Raw genomic sequence first — 14,414 nt, forward strand, 5'->3', positions numbered from 1 at the left:
TGATGATAAATTCTTAAACATGCAAATGAAAACATTTTTTTTCATTTCGTATATACATAAAAATGCTTTGTCAATTCTGTAGGGAGGTATTTCCATGGTAGAGAAAATGAATGAAGAAGTTATGAATTCAAAAGAATTACAAGTTGGTGACGTTGTTACAGGTTCTGTAACGAAAGTTGAAGAGAAACAAGTGCTTGTAAATGTTGGATACAAAACAGATGGCGTAATTCCGATTAGTGAGTTAGCTAACGTTCATATTGAAAAAGCAAGCGATGTTGTAGAATTAGATCAAACACTTGAATTGAAAATTATTAAATTAGAAGAAGATGATCTTGTTTTATCTAAGAGAGCTGTTGACGCAGAAAAAGCGTGGGTAGAATTACAAGAGAAATTTAATTCTGGTCATGTATTTGATGTTACTGTAAAAGATATCGTGAATGGTGGGTTAGTTGTGGACCTTGGTGTTCGTGGTTTTATCCCAGCTTCACTTGTAGAGGTACATTATGTAGAAGATTTTGCTGACTATAAAGGAAAAACATTAGCAGTGAAAATTGTTGAATTAGACCGTGAAAAAAATCGTGTTATTCTTTCACATAAAGCGGTAGTAGAACTAGAACTAGATTCTAAGAAAAAAGAAGCAATCTCTTCGTTAAAAGAAGGGGATATTGTTGAAGGAACAGTACAACGATTAACGGATTTTGGTGCTTTCGTTAACGTTGGTGGTGTGGACGGTTTAGTTCACATTTCACAAATTTCACACGAGCGTGTAGAGCAACCTTCTGAGGTATTAGAGCAAGGTCAAAAGGTAAAGGTAAAAGTGTTATCTGTTGATGCTGATACGCAACGTATTTCTTTATCAATTAAAGCAGCTCAGCCGGGACCTTGGGAAAATGTTGCTGGCGAAATAAAGGCTGGAGATATTCGTGAGGGCGTAGTAAAACGCCTTGTTACATTCGGTGCATTTGTTGAAATTTTACCTGGTGTTGAAGGGCTTGTGCATGTATCTCAAATTGCAAATCGTCACGTGAAAAATCCAAATGAAGTATTGGAAATGGGACAAGAAGTAAAAGTGAAAGTACTTGAAGTCCATGTAGCGGAAAAACGTATTTCTTTAAGCATAAAAGAAACGCTTGAAGAAAATAATGTAACAGAAGATTATAGCCAATATGAGCCGAATGCTGATTCTGCTACTTTCCAGTTAAGTGATATTATTGGTGAACAACTGAAAAAATTAAAGAAATAAAGAGGGGTACAAGTGGTAAGGGCAAAACGTAAATTAGATCATATTGAATATGCTCTTTCTACTGGTCAGTCTCGTACGCATGGCTTTCATGATATTGATTTTGTGCATCAAAGCTTGCCAAATTCAAGTTATGATACTGTAACATGTGAAACAAAAATCGGCGAACTTTCACTAAGTTCGCCGATTTTTATCAATGCGATGACTGGTGGTGGAGGAGAGCAAACATTACATATTAATGAGCAATTAGCATATGTAGCGAAACATCATAACCTTGCTATGGCTGTAGGATCGCAAATGGCAGCTTTAAAAAATGAAGGCGAGGCGGCTTCTTATAAGATCGTCAGAAAGGTAAACCCAAATGGTATTTTCTTTGCTAATTTGGGGAGTGAGGCAACTGTCGAACAGGCAGAGCGTGCCGTTGATATGATTGAAGCGAATGCACTGCAAATTCATTTAAATGTCATACAAGAGTTAACGATGCCAGAAGGAGACCGTGATTTTACTGGTGTACTTCGGCGAATTGAACAAATTGTTTTAAACAGTAAAGTTCCTGTCATTGTAAAAGAAGTGGGATTTGGAATGAGTAAGGAAACAGTACAACAGTTAGCGAGTATAGGTATAACAGCAATTGATATTGGCGGCCAAGGTGGTACGAATTTTGCTGCTGTTGAAAATGAAAGAAGACAGCGAATGCTTTCTTATTTTAATAACTGGGGCATACAAACAGCTACCTCGATTATTGAAGCAACCTCTACAAATAATAACCTCTCTTTTATTGCATCTGGGGGTATACAAACAGCAATTGACGTGGCGAAGGCAATCGCATTAGGGGCGAATACAACTGCGTTTGCTGGATACTTTTTACGTATTTTAATGCAAGATGGTGTTGAGAAATTAGTGGATGAAATCGATCTTTTACATACAGATTTAAAATTTATTATGACAGCTCTTGGGGTGAAGACGATAGAAGAGTTACAATCTGTACCTCTTGTTGTAAAAGGCGAAACGTATCATTGGTTAGCGCAGCGAGGGATTGATACTGCACATTATAGTAGGCGATAAAAAATCAAACGTCCGGTTGATTTTTTTCAGAGTGTCGAGAAACCCTTTAGGGTTTCCAACACTCTGATATCTTTTAAATTTTATTAAATGAAAACAATAATAAATGATAGAAACTAAGAAAATAGCCCTTCACCTGACCCTTTTGGGTCAGGTGAAGGGCTATTTTTTCATGTTGACACAGAACGGAAAAAGAGGTTAAGACACAGTCTGTAAAAAATCAACGGTCCGGGTGGGAAGTTATCATTATATATAATTCTATAAATGGAAAAAAAGAGGGAGTTTATATTACGATATATATAGGGATATTATACGAAAAAGCTATGATTGAAAAAGTGGTTATAAAAATGAAGAAATGAAGAAAATGTGCTGCTGAATTATTGGAGGGTTCTTACTTTTGCCATGTTTGTGGAGAGAAACATGGCAAAAGTAAGAAAGTATGCCTCTCTATATAGCTGGTTAGCGATAAAACAAGATAAGAGATTGTTATTTAAGAATCAAAATAGACAAGAAAAAATTCACGATAATTTAGGGGATGAGGATGTTAATAAAAAAGGAGATAATGTATCTTAAAATAGTAAAAATCCGATAGGACGCATTACATATAATAGTGAAGATGTTAATATCCATGCACGAAATATAAGAGAAGATACAGCGATTTCTGGATATAATAAAAAGATTGAAATTTCATTAACTTCAAATGTAAGAGAAGGGGGTTCTAGTTCAACAACAGTACAATCAACAATTAAAACGGCGAATATTGCAATCGCGGTCGGGAAAAAATTGTATAGGAATCCAATGGTGAATGCAGGAAGTGGAATAGAAGCACTAATTTTGCCAAGGGAATTAGGAGAAGACAAAAATCCATCGGAAGATTCGTATGTGAATTACTATTTTAATATATCAAATGAAGTGGGTTTAAGTAATGCTGAAGTAGTATTGCTTTCTGATCAAGGAAATACCATTGTGAGTAGGGAAATTAAAGAGGAAAAAGAAGATATTGTAGGCGTGAAAAAAGAGGTTGAACGAAAGTTAAATGAAATAGGAGAGACGGATTATGTACGTGTTGAGGTAAAGAGTAAAAATCCTTCTCTTCATACGTCTTATGTTATTACATATTCTAAAAAACCAACAGGCATAGTTACGATTGATGCCTCATCAAGTGATAGGGTTTATAGTGCGAAAACCAAAGAATTATATTACGAGTAGAAATAAAATAATTGTGTAAAAAGACGGTTTCGTACATTATCGAAACCGTCTTTTTGTATTGCCCGTAAAAGCCCGATTGGTGTGAGCTAATAATGAGTGGGATGGATTCTACTCACTGAAGTTTCACTTTATTTAATGCTGATTCTGTTTTCGAGCTTGCTCCGGTGTATCAAGACTTGTTGCACCGGGATATTGAAGTGATTGGTCGCGATCAGATTCAACGCGGCGTGATTCTCTTAGTTTTCGTTCTTGGCGATCTTTACCCATTGTGAGTTACACCTCCTTATTAAAAGTTTTGCTGTTATGAGAAAAACTATGCACAAAGAAAAGGGGGATTAACTTTCATAAAAAGTTCCCATAATGGAAAACATAGGAGGTGAAGTGATGGATGGGAGTACTTTTTATTTTGTTGCTTGGATAGGGTGGATTGTCGTGACCTTTTTTATGAAAAAAGAATCTATTCGTTGGAAGATAAGTACTTGTATATTAATTTTTATTATTTGTTCTCCGTTAAATGTGACGATTGCGTCTTTCACGATATCGGTAAATGCCCTTTTTCTTTGTATTATTTCTTTTGTAGGCATCACGTTATATTCTATTTGGAAAAAATTATATACCTTACTTTCGGCACTTATTATTGCAATGTTATATACAAGCTTTCATTTGTTAGAAGTATATGATCCAATTTGGATTGTGGTTGATAGGTTGTTGCTGTTAAGTGGTGCACTTGTGTATGCATCGGTTTTATTGCACGGGGATCGCATATTACGATTATGCTCCTTATATATAGGGATGTTACAAGGTGAATTGTTGGTGACGCTTATTTTTCGTAAATTACATTTTCCTTATGAATACGGCAGTTTAGCTTTTTTAGATGTTGCTGCTGTTTCCACTTTATTTATGGCGATTTTACTTTGGATTACGAAAGCATCAGTATATATGGAACAATTTAAGAGGAAAACACGTAAAAGAAAGGCGAGGGTAATGCATGACTGAATATACACCGGCTATTTTATGTGGCGTAATTGCAGGTACAATAACTAGGGTGTTAATGCTTCGTACTGATACGAGGCAATATCCGACGAGGCTCCACGGAAAAATTATTCATATCGCGATGGGATTAATTGCGGCTGCCTTAGGAGCAATTGCGATTCCGTCTGTTTTGAAAAAAGATTTCTCTGCAATTACATTTCTTACGTTAGCAGCGACGCAATTTCGTGATGTGCGCAATATGGAAAGAAATACGCTTCAACAATTAGATGGATATGAGCTCGTACCACGTGGTAATACATACATTGAAGGAATTGCATTAGTATTTGAAAGTCGTAACTACTTGGCGATGTTAACGTCGTTTGTAACAACGTTTGCGTATATAGGATTCCATTCATGGATTGCCGGGGTAATTACTGGTACAGTAAGTTTTTTCATTGCGAAAAAATTAATGTCAGGTAAAAGACTTCATGACCTTGTAGAAATAGAACACGTTCCACTTCATTTTGAAGGAGCGGGACTTTATATTGATAATATTTACATTATGAATATTGGATTGCCAGCAAGGCAAGAAGAAATTATGAAATATGGAATGGGATTTATTTTAAAACCGAAATCGATAGATGCGATGGTTACAATCTCAAACTTAGGACAACGTCAAGCTATTTTACATGATGTTTCGGTTGCTTTAGGAATATATAGAGATTCTGGAACGCCGGCACTTGTACCGTTAGCGAAGCGTGATTTAGAGGATGGGAGAGTTGGGATTTTTGTTCTGCCGCAAGATCAAGATGCAGAAAAAGCGATAGGGGTAATTGGAAATGTACCAACATTAGAGAGTGCTGTTCATATGTCATCAGAAGCTCCGAAAGGAAGGGGAGATAAGAGATGATGTTAGAAAGTGTTATTCTCGCAGTCATTACAACAACGCCAGAGAAATTTGCAGGTGGTGCCCCTTTATTTATTTGCGAGTCGACAGAGGAACTGGAATTTGTTGCAAATAATTTAGAGGCTATTTTAGATGGGATTGCACATCGCTTACAAGATAATGTATATATTATTGTGAAACATTAGTAACGTGTGGTATAATGTGAGGTGTTTTGATACGTTGAGAAATATTCTGGAATGCAAATCCCTTCTTGCACAAAGAAGGGTTTTTTACATAATAAACAGAAGCAAGTTGAAAGGATGAAAGTATATGCCGAAACCAGTAATAGCAATAGTAGGCCGCCCGAACGTAGGAAAATCTACTATTTTCAATAGAATTGTTGGAGAAAGAGTTTCAATCGTAGAAGATATACCAGGTATAACGCGAGACCGTATTTATAGTGCGGGAGAATGGTTAAATCATGAGTTTAACATTATTGATACAGGTGGAATTGATATTGGAGACGAGCCGTTCTTGACACAAATTCGTCAACAGGCGGAAGTAGCGATTGATGAAGCAGATGTTATCATTTTTATGACGAATGGTCGCGATGGTGTAACTGCAGCAGATGAAGAAGTTGCTAAAATTTTATACCGTTCTAAAAAACCAATTGTACTTGCGGTAAATAAGGTTGATAATCCAGACATGCGTAGTGATATTTATGATTTTTATGCATTAGGATTTGGCGAGCCATTCCCGATTTCAGGTACACACGGTTTAGGACTTGGTGATTTGTTAGATGAAGCTGCAAATCATTTTCCAAAGATTGAAGAAGAAGCGTATGACGATGAAACAATCCGTTTCTCTTTAATTGGACGTCCAAACGTAGGGAAATCATCACTTGTAAATGCACTTCTTGGTCAAGAACGTGTAATTGTAAGTAATATAGCGGGAACGACACGTGATGCTGTTGATACACCATATAGTAAAGATGATCAAGATTATGTAATCATCGATACAGCTGGTATGCGTAAAAAAGGGAAAGTATACGAAAGTACAGAAAAGTATAGTGTACTTCGTGCACTTAGAGCGATTGAACGTTCTGACGTTGTTTTAGTCGTTTTAGACGGAGAAGAAGGAATTATTGAGCAAGATAAAAAAATCGCTGGATATGCTCATGATTCAGGACGAGCTGTTATTATCGTTGTAAACAAATGGGATGCAGTGAAAAAAGATGAAAAAACAATGAAAGCATTTGAAGAAAACATCCGTGCTCATTTCCAATTTTTAGAGTATGCACCGATTGTATTCTTATCTGCGAAAACGAAAAAGCGTACACAAACGTTATTACCGGTTATTAATGAGGTAAATGAAAGCCATAGCATTCGTGTACAAACGAATGTATTAAATGATGTAATTATGGATGCGGTAGCGATGAATCCAACGCCGACACATAATGGTAGCCGTCTGAAAATCTTCTATGCGACACAGGTTGCGGTAAAACCACCAACATTTGTTATATTTGTAAACGATACAGAATTAATGCACTTTTCATATGAGCGCTTCTTAAAGAATCGTTTACGTGAAGCATTCGGTTTTGTAGGAACGCCGATTCACATTATCGCTAGAGCAAGAGACTAATGGAGAGGATGTGATTTTATGACAAAAATCACAGTAATAGGAGCAGGTAGCTGGGGAACAGCGTTAGCGATGGTATTAGCTGACAATGGGCATGATGTACGTATTTGGGGAAATCGTTCTGAACTTATGGATGAGATTAATACGAAGCGTGAGAACAGTAGATATCTTCCAGGGATTACATTGCCAAGCACAATCGTAGCCTACTCTTCTTTAGAAGAAGCATTAGTAGATGTAAATACAGTACTGCTAGTAGTACCGACGAAAGCGTACCGAGACGTATTGCAAGAGATGAAAGAAATTGTTACAGAGCCAATTACTTGGATTCATGCAAGTAAAGGAATAGAACCAGGTACGTCAAAACGTATTTCGGAAGTGATTGAGGAAGAAATTCCAGAGAGCTTGATTAAGGATGTTGTTGTACTATCTGGGCCGAGTCATGCTGAAGAAGTAGGTTTGCGCCAAGCGACGACTGTTACGTCTGCAGCAAAACGTATGGAAGCGGCTGAGGAAGTACAGGATCTGTTTATGAATAGCTATTTCCGTGTATATACAAACCCAGATATCGTTGGAGTTGAACTAGGTGGTGCTTTAAAAAATATTATTGCACTAGCTGCGGGAATAACTGACGGACTTGGATTAGGTGATAATGCGAAAGCCGCATTAATGACACGTGGTTTAACGGAAATTGCTCGTTTAGGAAGAAAGATGGGCGGAAATCCACTGACATTTGCTGGTCTAACTGGTATGGGGGACTTAATTGTAACTTGTACAAGTGTGCATAGTCGAAATTGGCGTGCGGGAAATATGCTTGGAAAAGGACATTCTTTAGAAGAAGTATTAGAAAGTATGGGTATGGTTGTTGAAGGTGTACGAACAACGAAAGCTGCTCATGAATTGGCAGAGAAAATGGAAGTTGAGATGCCGATTACAGCCGCTTTATATGACGTGTTGTTCAATGGGAAAAATGTAAAAGATACAGTAGGCTCATTGATGGGGCGTGTTCGAAAACATGAAGTTGAAACGATACCTGATTTATTATAAAAAAGCGGTAGAAGTACATTTTGTGCTTCTACCGTTTTTTTGTTTTCTGGGTCTTTTCACCAATTTTTCATTTGTGCATAGGATGAAGAGTAACTTGAGGAGAGGGTGAAAAGAATGGATAACAACATTTTTAGTAACATTGAAAAGGAAGCGAAAGTGAATAAAGAAGATATTTTTAAATTAGCATCATCTGTTCAAAATGCGAACTTACGTGATGAGAAAGTGCTTCGCCAATTGATTCATCAAGTTGCTTTAATGGCAGGACGTGAAGTGCCGAAAGAGCAAGAGGATCAAATTGTAAAAGCGATTATTAACAATAATATGCCGGCGGATTTTGGTTCGTTAAGTAAAATGTTTAAAAAATAAATTATGAGAAACAAAGAGTTTAGAGAATGCATATGATAGTTATGAAAGAATGGGAATAGAGCTGTTAAGGGCATATTTGGTCAACCGAAGCGCATCATTTCGTGCTTCGGTTTTATTATTTTAAATAAAAATCATCAATTCACGGAAAAATGATGATTTTTATTTGTTTAAAGATTTTAATTTGTTAAAATAGTATAAAAATAGATTGAAAGTAAAGGGGTGTATATATGTCGGAAGGGCTTATGAAAATGTGGTTTGCTTTAGGGGCAATTGGATTTATGTTTCTTGCAGTAAGTTTTATTTTATTAAGTAGGCATAAAATGAAGAATAAATTTTTGAAAGGGATTACAGCTTTAGTAGCGTACACCCTCATGATTGTATCGGGAATTGTTATTTTCCTTGTTGTATTTAGTGGCCCTATTGAGCAATAAAGGATGTGTAGTCGGTAAATGTTACAAAGGGAACAGTCCATATTAGCATGAAAAGGTGATTGTCAGTGAAAAAAATCCATATTATTTTAATATTTTGTTGCATGAGCATTTTAACAGGGTGTATGTATCCAAGAGAAAATATGAAACAAAGTGCTATTCCTTATGAAGACCAGTTGCAAGTTGTACAAAAAGCCATTAATACATATAAGGAGCAAACGGATGGTTTATTACCAATTAAGACGCGTGATATGAGTACGCCGATTTATCAGAAGTATCCAATTGATTTTCAAAAAATTGCTCCAAGGTACATACAAGAGGCACCAGGGAATGCGTATGAAAGTGGTGGAGTATATCAATATGTATTAATAGATGTTGAAAAAAATCCGACAGTAAAGTTAATTGATGTGAGAATGGCGGAACAAATTCAAGAAGTGGCATTGAAGCTAAGGATGTATCGGGATGAACATCAATATCCACCTTTTAAAAAAGTGATTACAGATGGTGTTTATGAATTAGACTTCAAAAAACTAGGATATAAAGATGTACCACAAGTGACAAGTCCGTACTCAGGAAAAGGTCTCCCTCTTGTAATCAATGAAAAAGGAGAATTGTTTGTTGATTATAGAATCGACTTATATGAAGCGTTGAAAAAAAATGAAGGGCAATTTAAAGAAGGGGAAGATATCCGGGGGATATTATCGGAGGATTCCCCGTTTGTTCCTGCATATTCTTTGCCGTACACAGTAAAAAATGGAGAACCAATTTTTTTAAAATCATAAGTCATGAACCTTTCTTTTAGTGAATAAGTTCTAGAAGAAAGGTTTTTTATGTTATACAACTTGCGATGCAAACAAAAGGTATTTTTAAATAGTCATATGAAATTGGACAAAATTATATGATATATTGTCCGAACTTCTAGAATACCATTATATTATATCAGATATTATAGGCAACGTTAGAGAAGGTATTAGTTGACTATAAACGTGGAATTATTCCCAAAAATATTGAGGGAGGGAATCACTTGGAAAAGGTAGATATTTTTAAAGATATTGCGGAACGCACAGGCGGTGATATTTATTTTGGAGTTGTAGGAGCTGTTCGAACAGGGAAATCAACATTTATTAAAAAATTTATGGAACTTGTTGTTATTCCCAATATTGAAAATGAGTCAGACCGTCAAAGAGCGCAGGATGAACTGCCTCAAAGTGCTGCTGGTCGTACAATAATGACGACGGAACCGAAGTTTGTTCCAAACCAAGCGGTTTCTATCGAAGTAGATGAAGGTCTTGAAGTGAATATTCGATTAGTAGATTGTGTTGGATATACGGTTCCAGGAGCAAAAGGCTATGAAGATGAGAATGGTCCGCGCATGATTAATACTCCTTGGTATGAAGAGCCTATTCCATTCCATGAAGCTGCAGAAATCGGAACACGTAAAGTAATTCAAGAGCATTCAACAATAGGTGTCGTTATTACAACAGATGGAACAATTGGTGAAATTCCAAGAAGAGATTATATAGAGGCAGAAGAACGCGTTGTAAATGAGTTAAAAGAAGTAGGAAAGCCTTTCATTATGATTATCAATACTGTACAGCCATATCATCCAGATACGGAGCAGTTACGTCAAAGTTTATCAGAAGAATATGATATCCCAGTAATTGCGATGAGTGTAGAGAGTTTAAGAGAAACAGATGTGTATAACGTACTTCGAGAAGCGTTATTCGAGTTCCCGGTTTTAGAAGTGAATGTAAACCTTCCGAGCTGGGTAATGGTGCTAAATGAAGGACATTGGTTACGCCAAAGTTATCAGGAAGCGGTTCAAGAGACTGTAAAGGATATAAAACGTCTTCGTGATGTGGACCGTGTCGTTTGGCAGTTTAGTCAATATGAATTTATTGATCGAGCAAGTCTAGCTGGCATTGATATGGGGCAAGGTGTGGCAGAGATTGATTTATATGCGCCAGATGAATTGTATGATCAAATTTTAAAAGAAGTAGTAGGAGTAGAGATTCGAGGGAAAGATCATTTATTGAAGCTTATGCTCGATTTATCTCATGCGAAAACAGAGTATGACCAAGTGGCGGATGCCCTGCGGATGGTAAAACAAACCGGATATGGAGTAGCAGCGCCTGCATTAGCTGATATGAGCTTAGATGAACCGGAAATTATTCGTCACGGTTCAAGGTTCGGTGTTAAATTAAAAGCGGTTGCGCCGTCTATTCATATGATTAAAGTGGATGTAGAATCAACATTTGAACCGATTATCGGTACTGAAAAACAAAGTGAAGAACTAGTTCGTTACTTGATGCAAGATTTTGAAGATGACCCGCTATCAATTTGGAATTCTGATATATTTGGGCGCTCTCTTAGCTCTATTGTTAGAGAAGGAATTCAAGCGAAGTTATCACTAATGCCAGAAAACGCTCGTTATAAGTTAAAAGAAACGCTAGAAAGAATTATTAATGAAGGATCTGGCGGATTAATTGCGATTATATTATAAGAAAAAAATCCCTCTAATTGCAGAGGGATTTTTTTCTTTTTGAGTTCGTAATAGAAAAATAAACAGTCATTATCTAATATTTTGTTGTAAATTGTCAAGTTTCATCAGAAATTCACATTTTAAGAGTAACAATTTCCTTAAAAATATTGAATTATAAAGGAGAATCGTATAATATAGGCGTTGATAATGATTTATCTACATCTTTGTAGTATAGAATTTGCAAAAATTGCCTACAAATGAAAGTAAGACTCATTTTATGATCATTATACAGTCTTATCTTTGGGAGGAGGTGAATGGCATGAACAAGACAGATTTAATCAATGCTGTTGCAGAAGCAAGTTCCCTTTCTAAAAAGGACGCAACAAAAGCAGTGGACGCTGTTTTTGATTCTATCTTAGAAGCTTTAAAACAAGGTGATAAAGTACAACTAATCGGATTCGGTAACTTCGAAGTTCGTGAGCGTGCGGCTCGTAAAGGTCGTAACCCACAAACAGGTGAGGAGATTGAAATCGCTGCAAGTAAAGTACCTGCATTCAAACCTGGTAAAGCGTTAAAAGATGCGGTTAAATAATCCTTACATATTAACAGGGAAGAAGAGTTTCCTTTTTGGAAACTCTTCTTTTTGCTTTTAAAAACATAAATATGCTAGAATGTGTTCGTATCACTTTTAGGTTTTTCGGGAGGGCTAGCGGATGGCAAAAGTTAATTTAGAACAAATTGAACATGCAGTACGTCTTATTTTAGAGGCAATCGGAGATGACCCAAATCGCGAGGGAGTACTTGATACACCGAAACGTGTTGCGAAAATGTACGCAGAAGTATTCTCAGGGATGCATGAGGATCCGAAAGAGCATTTACACAAAGTATTTGGAGAAGACCACGAAGAGCTTGTATTAGTAAAAGATATACCATTCTATTCGATGTGTGAGCATCATCTTGTTCCGTTTTATGGAGTTGCTCACGTTGCATATATTCCGCAAGGTGGAAAAGTAACAGGGCTAAGTAAATTAGCCCGTACTGTAGACACAATTGCGCGTCGTCCGCAACTACAGGAACGAATTACATCAACAGTAGCTAACTCTATTATGGAAGTACTAGAGCCGCATGGTGTAATGGTAGTAGTAGAAGCAGAGCATATGTGTATGACGATGCGTGGTGTGAAAAAGCCTGGTGCGAAAACAATAACGACTGCGGTGCGCGGCGTGTTAGAAAATGATGCAGCAGCACGTAGTGAAATTTTATCGTTTATTAAGACGAAGTAAAGAAAAGCGGGAAACTGCTTTTCTTTTTTTTATATACAAAAAAATGATATAGTTTTAGTGTTAAAGAGCAAGAATATAAAGGGTGAAAATTACTTCTGCCTTTTGTGGAAATGAATGTTTGTAGTTGTTAGAGACGAAGATAACTCGTATGAATGAAAGGTGAGGCTTTATTCGGGGGCAGTTTGGCAGAAGTAGCCAAGTTTTGATTATAGAAAATAGAATGTATGTGTTATAATAAATTTTATGAATTAGAAAACAAGGGTGATTTTTTGTGTGTGACATCTACGGAGGGTATGCGGGTATTAAAGAGAAATTGATGGAGAAATTACGCCATCCTTATTTTATAAACTATATTGAAGAACCATTTATTGATGAAGAAAAAATAGCGCTGTTATACGGTGCATTAAAAAGTGCAAATATACATAAAGAACAAATTGATCATTATGTAGTAACGATTATGCTTGTACAAATTGCTCTTGATACACATGAAAAAGTATCAAATAAAGCAAACGAAGAGACGAGTGGATTCCATAAGCGTCGTCAATTGACAGTTCTTGCAGGGGATTATTATAGTGGTCTATACTATTACTTATTGTCAATGAATTGTGATATTATCTTAATTCGTGCACTTGCTGAAGGAATTAAGGAGATTAATGAACATAAAATTATGCTATATCAAAAAGCACATGTGGCGATTCAAGACATAATGGAAAGTGTAGTAATAATTGAATCTGCGCTTTTGCAAAAAACATGTGATCATTTTCATTTATCTAATTGGAAACCATATATAACTTATGTGTTAGGAAAAAATCGTCTTCAAAAAGAGTGTCAATTGTATGCGGATAAACAAAATTCACCTGTTTTTCAAGCGGTCCAAAAAATCTCATTGGATGACGATAAAAATCTAGAAACAGTTATTAATGAATGGCTTATGGAAATGAGAAAGCAGGAAGAAAATTTTTTAGAGAATCATACAGAAGTTAATGAGATAATTTCTATGTTAAGAGATAAATCAAGGACATAAGCAACTTTACATTGGAAGAAGGTACGAGCATGCAACAATCAAAAGAAGAAAGAGTACATGACGTATTTGAGAAAATTTCTGATAAATACGATGTGATGAATTCTGTAATTAGTTTTCAAAGGCATAAGGCATGGCGTAAAGAAACGATGCGAATTATGGATGTGAAACCTGGGAGTAAGGCACTTGATGTATGCTGCGGGACGGCAGATTGGACAATTGCACTAGCGGGAGCTGTAGGGGAAGATGGGAAGGTTTACGGTTTAGACTTTAGCGAAAATATGCTAGCTGTCGGTAAACAAAAGGTAGAAGCTTTAGAATTAAAGCAAGTAGAACTTATGCATGGAAATGCAATGGAACTTCCTTATGAAGATAATACATTTGATTATGTAACGATTGGTTTTGGGTTACGTAACGTTCCGGATTACATGCAAGTATTAAAAGAAATGACGCGTGTAGTAAAGCCTGGTGGAAAAGTAATTTGCCTGGAAACATCCCAACCAACGATGATAGGTTTTCGTCAAGGATATGTCTTATACTTTAAATATATCATGCCGTTATTTGGAAAGATGTTTGCGAAAAGTTATAAAGAATATTCATGGCTTCAGGAATCTGCTAGTACATTCCCAGGGATGAAAGAGTTAGCAAATATGTTTGAAGAAGCTGGGCTTAAGAATGTGCAAGTGAAACCATTTACTTTTGGTGTAGCAGCTATGCATTTAGGTATTAAACCAGAATCAAAATAGAAAAAAGAAAAAAGACGTTTTAGGTTAAGGTGAACAA

18 protein-coding genes are annotated in these 14,414 nt (G+C 36.3%); 17 read left to right on the top strand and 1 reads right to left on the bottom strand.

The window, feature by feature from the left end; all coding sequences use genetic code 11:
• Window positions 1-94 precede the first annotated feature (94 nt).
• The 4 genes from rpsA to EXW56_RS07555 all read left to right on the top strand — a co-directional run bounded on the left by rpsA (window position 95) and on the right by EXW56_RS07555 (window position 3,511).
• Window positions 95-1,243: a 30S ribosomal protein S1 gene (gene rpsA, locus EXW56_RS07540; protein WP_002201144.1), complete on the top strand. Its 1,149-nt coding sequence runs from the start codon at window positions 95-97 to the stop codon at window positions 1,241-1,243.
• Window positions 1,244-1,255: 12 nt separating this feature from the next.
• Window positions 1,256-2,305: a type 2 isopentenyl-diphosphate Delta-isomerase gene (fni, locus tag EXW56_RS07545; RefSeq protein ID WP_070128149.1), complete on the top strand. Its 1,050-nt coding sequence runs from the start codon at window positions 1,256-1,258 to the stop codon at window positions 2,303-2,305.
• Between the two features lie 417 nt (window positions 2,306-2,722).
• Window positions 2,723-2,875: a hypothetical protein gene (locus tag EXW56_RS07550; protein WP_002201142.1), complete on the top strand. Its 153-nt coding sequence runs from the start codon at window positions 2,723-2,725 to the stop codon at window positions 2,873-2,875.
• A gap of 225 nt (window positions 2,876-3,100) precedes the next feature.
• Complete coding sequence (locus tag EXW56_RS07555; protein ID WP_215558220.1) at window positions 3,101-3,511, top strand: hypothetical protein; 411 nt, start codon at window positions 3,101-3,103, stop codon at window positions 3,509-3,511.
• A gap of 132 nt (window positions 3,512-3,643) precedes the next feature.
• Here EXW56_RS07555 and EXW56_RS07560 read toward each other — a convergent pair whose 3' ends face one another.
• Window positions 3,644-3,778 carry a YpzI family protein gene (locus EXW56_RS07560; RefSeq protein WP_000513901.1) on the bottom strand — a complete coding sequence of 45 codons (135 nt, stop codon included), beginning with the start codon at window positions 3,776-3,778 and terminating at the stop codon, window positions 3,644-3,646.
• A gap of 117 nt (window positions 3,779-3,895) precedes the next feature.
• On the opposite strand from EXW56_RS07560, the gene EXW56_RS07565 reads away from it, so the two are divergent.
• The 13 genes from EXW56_RS07565 (at window position 3,896) to menG (ending at window position 14,377) form a co-directional block, all read left to right on the top strand.
• Window positions 3,896-4,507 carry a YphA family membrane protein gene (locus tag EXW56_RS07565; RefSeq protein ID WP_002201140.1) on the top strand — a complete coding sequence of 204 codons (612 nt, stop codon included), beginning with the start codon at window positions 3,896-3,898 and terminating at the stop codon, window positions 4,505-4,507.
• Window positions 4,500-5,393, top strand: coding sequence for a YIEGIA family protein (locus EXW56_RS07570; RefSeq protein WP_215597338.1), 894 nt, complete (start codon window positions 4,500-4,502; stop codon window positions 5,391-5,393). Before EXW56_RS07565 ends, EXW56_RS07570 begins: the two co-directional genes overlap by 8 nt.
• The gene (locus EXW56_RS07575) at window positions 5,390-5,575 is read left to right on the top strand and encodes a capping complex subunit for YIEGIA (protein ID WP_002086624.1); all 186 of its coding nucleotides are present in this window, start codon (window positions 5,390-5,392) and stop codon (window positions 5,573-5,575) included. Before EXW56_RS07570 ends, EXW56_RS07575 begins: the two co-directional genes overlap by 4 nt.
• A gap of 124 nt (window positions 5,576-5,699) precedes the next feature.
• Window positions 5,700-7,010 carry a ribosome biogenesis GTPase Der gene (gene der, locus EXW56_RS07580; protein WP_002011811.1) on the top strand — a complete coding sequence of 437 codons (1,311 nt, stop codon included), beginning with the start codon at window positions 5,700-5,702 and terminating at the stop codon, window positions 7,008-7,010.
• Between the two features lie 18 nt (window positions 7,011-7,028).
• Entirely contained in the window at window positions 7,029-8,051 is a 1,023-nt protein-coding gene (locus EXW56_RS07585; RefSeq protein ID WP_002201139.1) for an NAD(P)H-dependent glycerol-3-phosphate dehydrogenase, read from the top strand.
• A gap of 114 nt (window positions 8,052-8,165) precedes the next feature.
• Window positions 8,166-8,417, top strand: a complete 252-nt coding sequence (locus EXW56_RS07590; RefSeq protein ID WP_002158593.1) for a stage VI sporulation protein F — start codon at window positions 8,166-8,168, stop codon at window positions 8,415-8,417.
• A 227-nt stretch (window positions 8,418-8,644) separates the two neighbouring features.
• Window positions 8,645-8,848, top strand: a complete 204-nt coding sequence (locus EXW56_RS07595) for a DUF2768 domain-containing protein (RefSeq protein WP_002011815.1) — start codon at window positions 8,645-8,647, stop codon at window positions 8,846-8,848.
• Between the two features lie 65 nt (window positions 8,849-8,913).
• Window positions 8,914-9,627 (top strand): hypothetical protein, encoded by a 714-nt coding sequence (locus EXW56_RS07600; RefSeq protein WP_002202614.1) that lies wholly within the window; start codon window positions 8,914-8,916, stop codon window positions 9,625-9,627.
• A 242-nt stretch (window positions 9,628-9,869) separates the two neighbouring features.
• Window positions 9,870-11,348: a stage IV sporulation protein A gene (gene spoIVA / locus EXW56_RS07605; RefSeq protein ID WP_000416521.1), complete on the top strand. Its 1,479-nt coding sequence runs from the start codon at window positions 9,870-9,872 to the stop codon at window positions 11,346-11,348.
• Window positions 11,349-11,646: 298 nt separating this feature from the next.
• Window positions 11,647-11,919 carry an HU family DNA-binding protein gene (locus tag EXW56_RS07610; RefSeq protein ID WP_001043860.1) on the top strand — a complete coding sequence of 91 codons (273 nt, stop codon included), beginning with the start codon at window positions 11,647-11,649 and terminating at the stop codon, window positions 11,917-11,919.
• Window positions 11,920-12,040: 121 nt separating this feature from the next.
• Entirely contained in the window at window positions 12,041-12,610 is a 570-nt protein-coding gene (gene folE, locus EXW56_RS07615) for a GTP cyclohydrolase I FolE (protein ID WP_001151479.1), read from the top strand.
• Between the two features lie 271 nt (window positions 12,611-12,881).
• Window positions 12,882-13,634, top strand: a complete 753-nt coding sequence (locus EXW56_RS07620) for a heptaprenyl diphosphate synthase component 1 (RefSeq protein WP_002117667.1) — start codon at window positions 12,882-12,884, stop codon at window positions 13,632-13,634.
• Between the two features lie 29 nt (window positions 13,635-13,663).
• Window positions 13,664-14,377 (top strand): 2-heptaprenyl-1,4-naphthoquinone methyltransferase, encoded by a 714-nt coding sequence (menG, locus tag EXW56_RS07625; protein WP_002158591.1) that lies wholly within the window; start codon window positions 13,664-13,666, stop codon window positions 14,375-14,377.
• Window positions 14,378-14,414 lie beyond the last annotated feature (37 nt).

Source organism: Bacillus mycoides, from assembly GCF_018742245.1.
In the GTDB taxonomy this organism is placed as follows: Bacteria; Bacillota; Bacilli; order Bacillales; family Bacillaceae_G; genus Bacillus_A; species Bacillus_A cereus_U.

Coding starts and splice junctions, on each gene's coding strand:
- EXW56_RS07595 (WP_002011815.1), top strand. CDS start 8,645: ATGTCGGAAGGGCTTATGAAAATGTGGTTTGCTTTAGGGGCAATTGGA.
- EXW56_RS07570 (WP_215597338.1), top strand. CDS start 4,500: ATGACTGAATATACACCGGCTATTTTATGTGGCGTAATTGCAGGTACA.
- folE (WP_001151479.1), top strand. CDS start 12,041: ATGGCAAAAGTTAATTTAGAACAAATTGAACATGCAGTACGTCTTATT.
- EXW56_RS07550 (WP_002201142.1), top strand. CDS start 2,723: ATGGCAAAAGTAAGAAAGTATGCCTCTCTATATAGCTGGTTAGCGATA.
- rpsA (WP_002201144.1), top strand. CDS start 95: ATGGTAGAGAAAATGAATGAAGAAGTTATGAATTCAAAAGAATTACAA.
- EXW56_RS07585 (WP_002201139.1), top strand. CDS start 7,029: ATGACAAAAATCACAGTAATAGGAGCAGGTAGCTGGGGAACAGCGTTA.
- EXW56_RS07610 (WP_001043860.1), top strand. CDS start 11,647: ATGAACAAGACAGATTTAATCAATGCTGTTGCAGAAGCAAGTTCCCTT.
- der (WP_002011811.1), top strand. CDS start 5,700: ATGCCGAAACCAGTAATAGCAATAGTAGGCCGCCCGAACGTAGGAAAA.
- EXW56_RS07560 (WP_000513901.1), bottom strand. CDS start 3,778: ATGGGTAAAGATCGCCAAGAACGAAAACTAAGAGAATCACGCCGCGTT.
- EXW56_RS07565 (WP_002201140.1), top strand. CDS start 3,896: ATGGATGGGAGTACTTTTTATTTTGTTGCTTGGATAGGGTGGATTGTC.
- EXW56_RS07575 (WP_002086624.1), top strand. CDS start 5,390: ATGATGTTAGAAAGTGTTATTCTCGCAGTCATTACAACAACGCCAGAG.
- EXW56_RS07555 (WP_215558220.1), top strand. CDS start 3,101: ATGGTGAATGCAGGAAGTGGAATAGAAGCACTAATTTTGCCAAGGGAA.
- menG (WP_002158591.1), top strand. CDS start 13,664: ATGCAACAATCAAAAGAAGAAAGAGTACATGACGTATTTGAGAAAATT.
- EXW56_RS07590 (WP_002158593.1), top strand. CDS start 8,166: ATGGATAACAACATTTTTAGTAACATTGAAAAGGAAGCGAAAGTGAAT.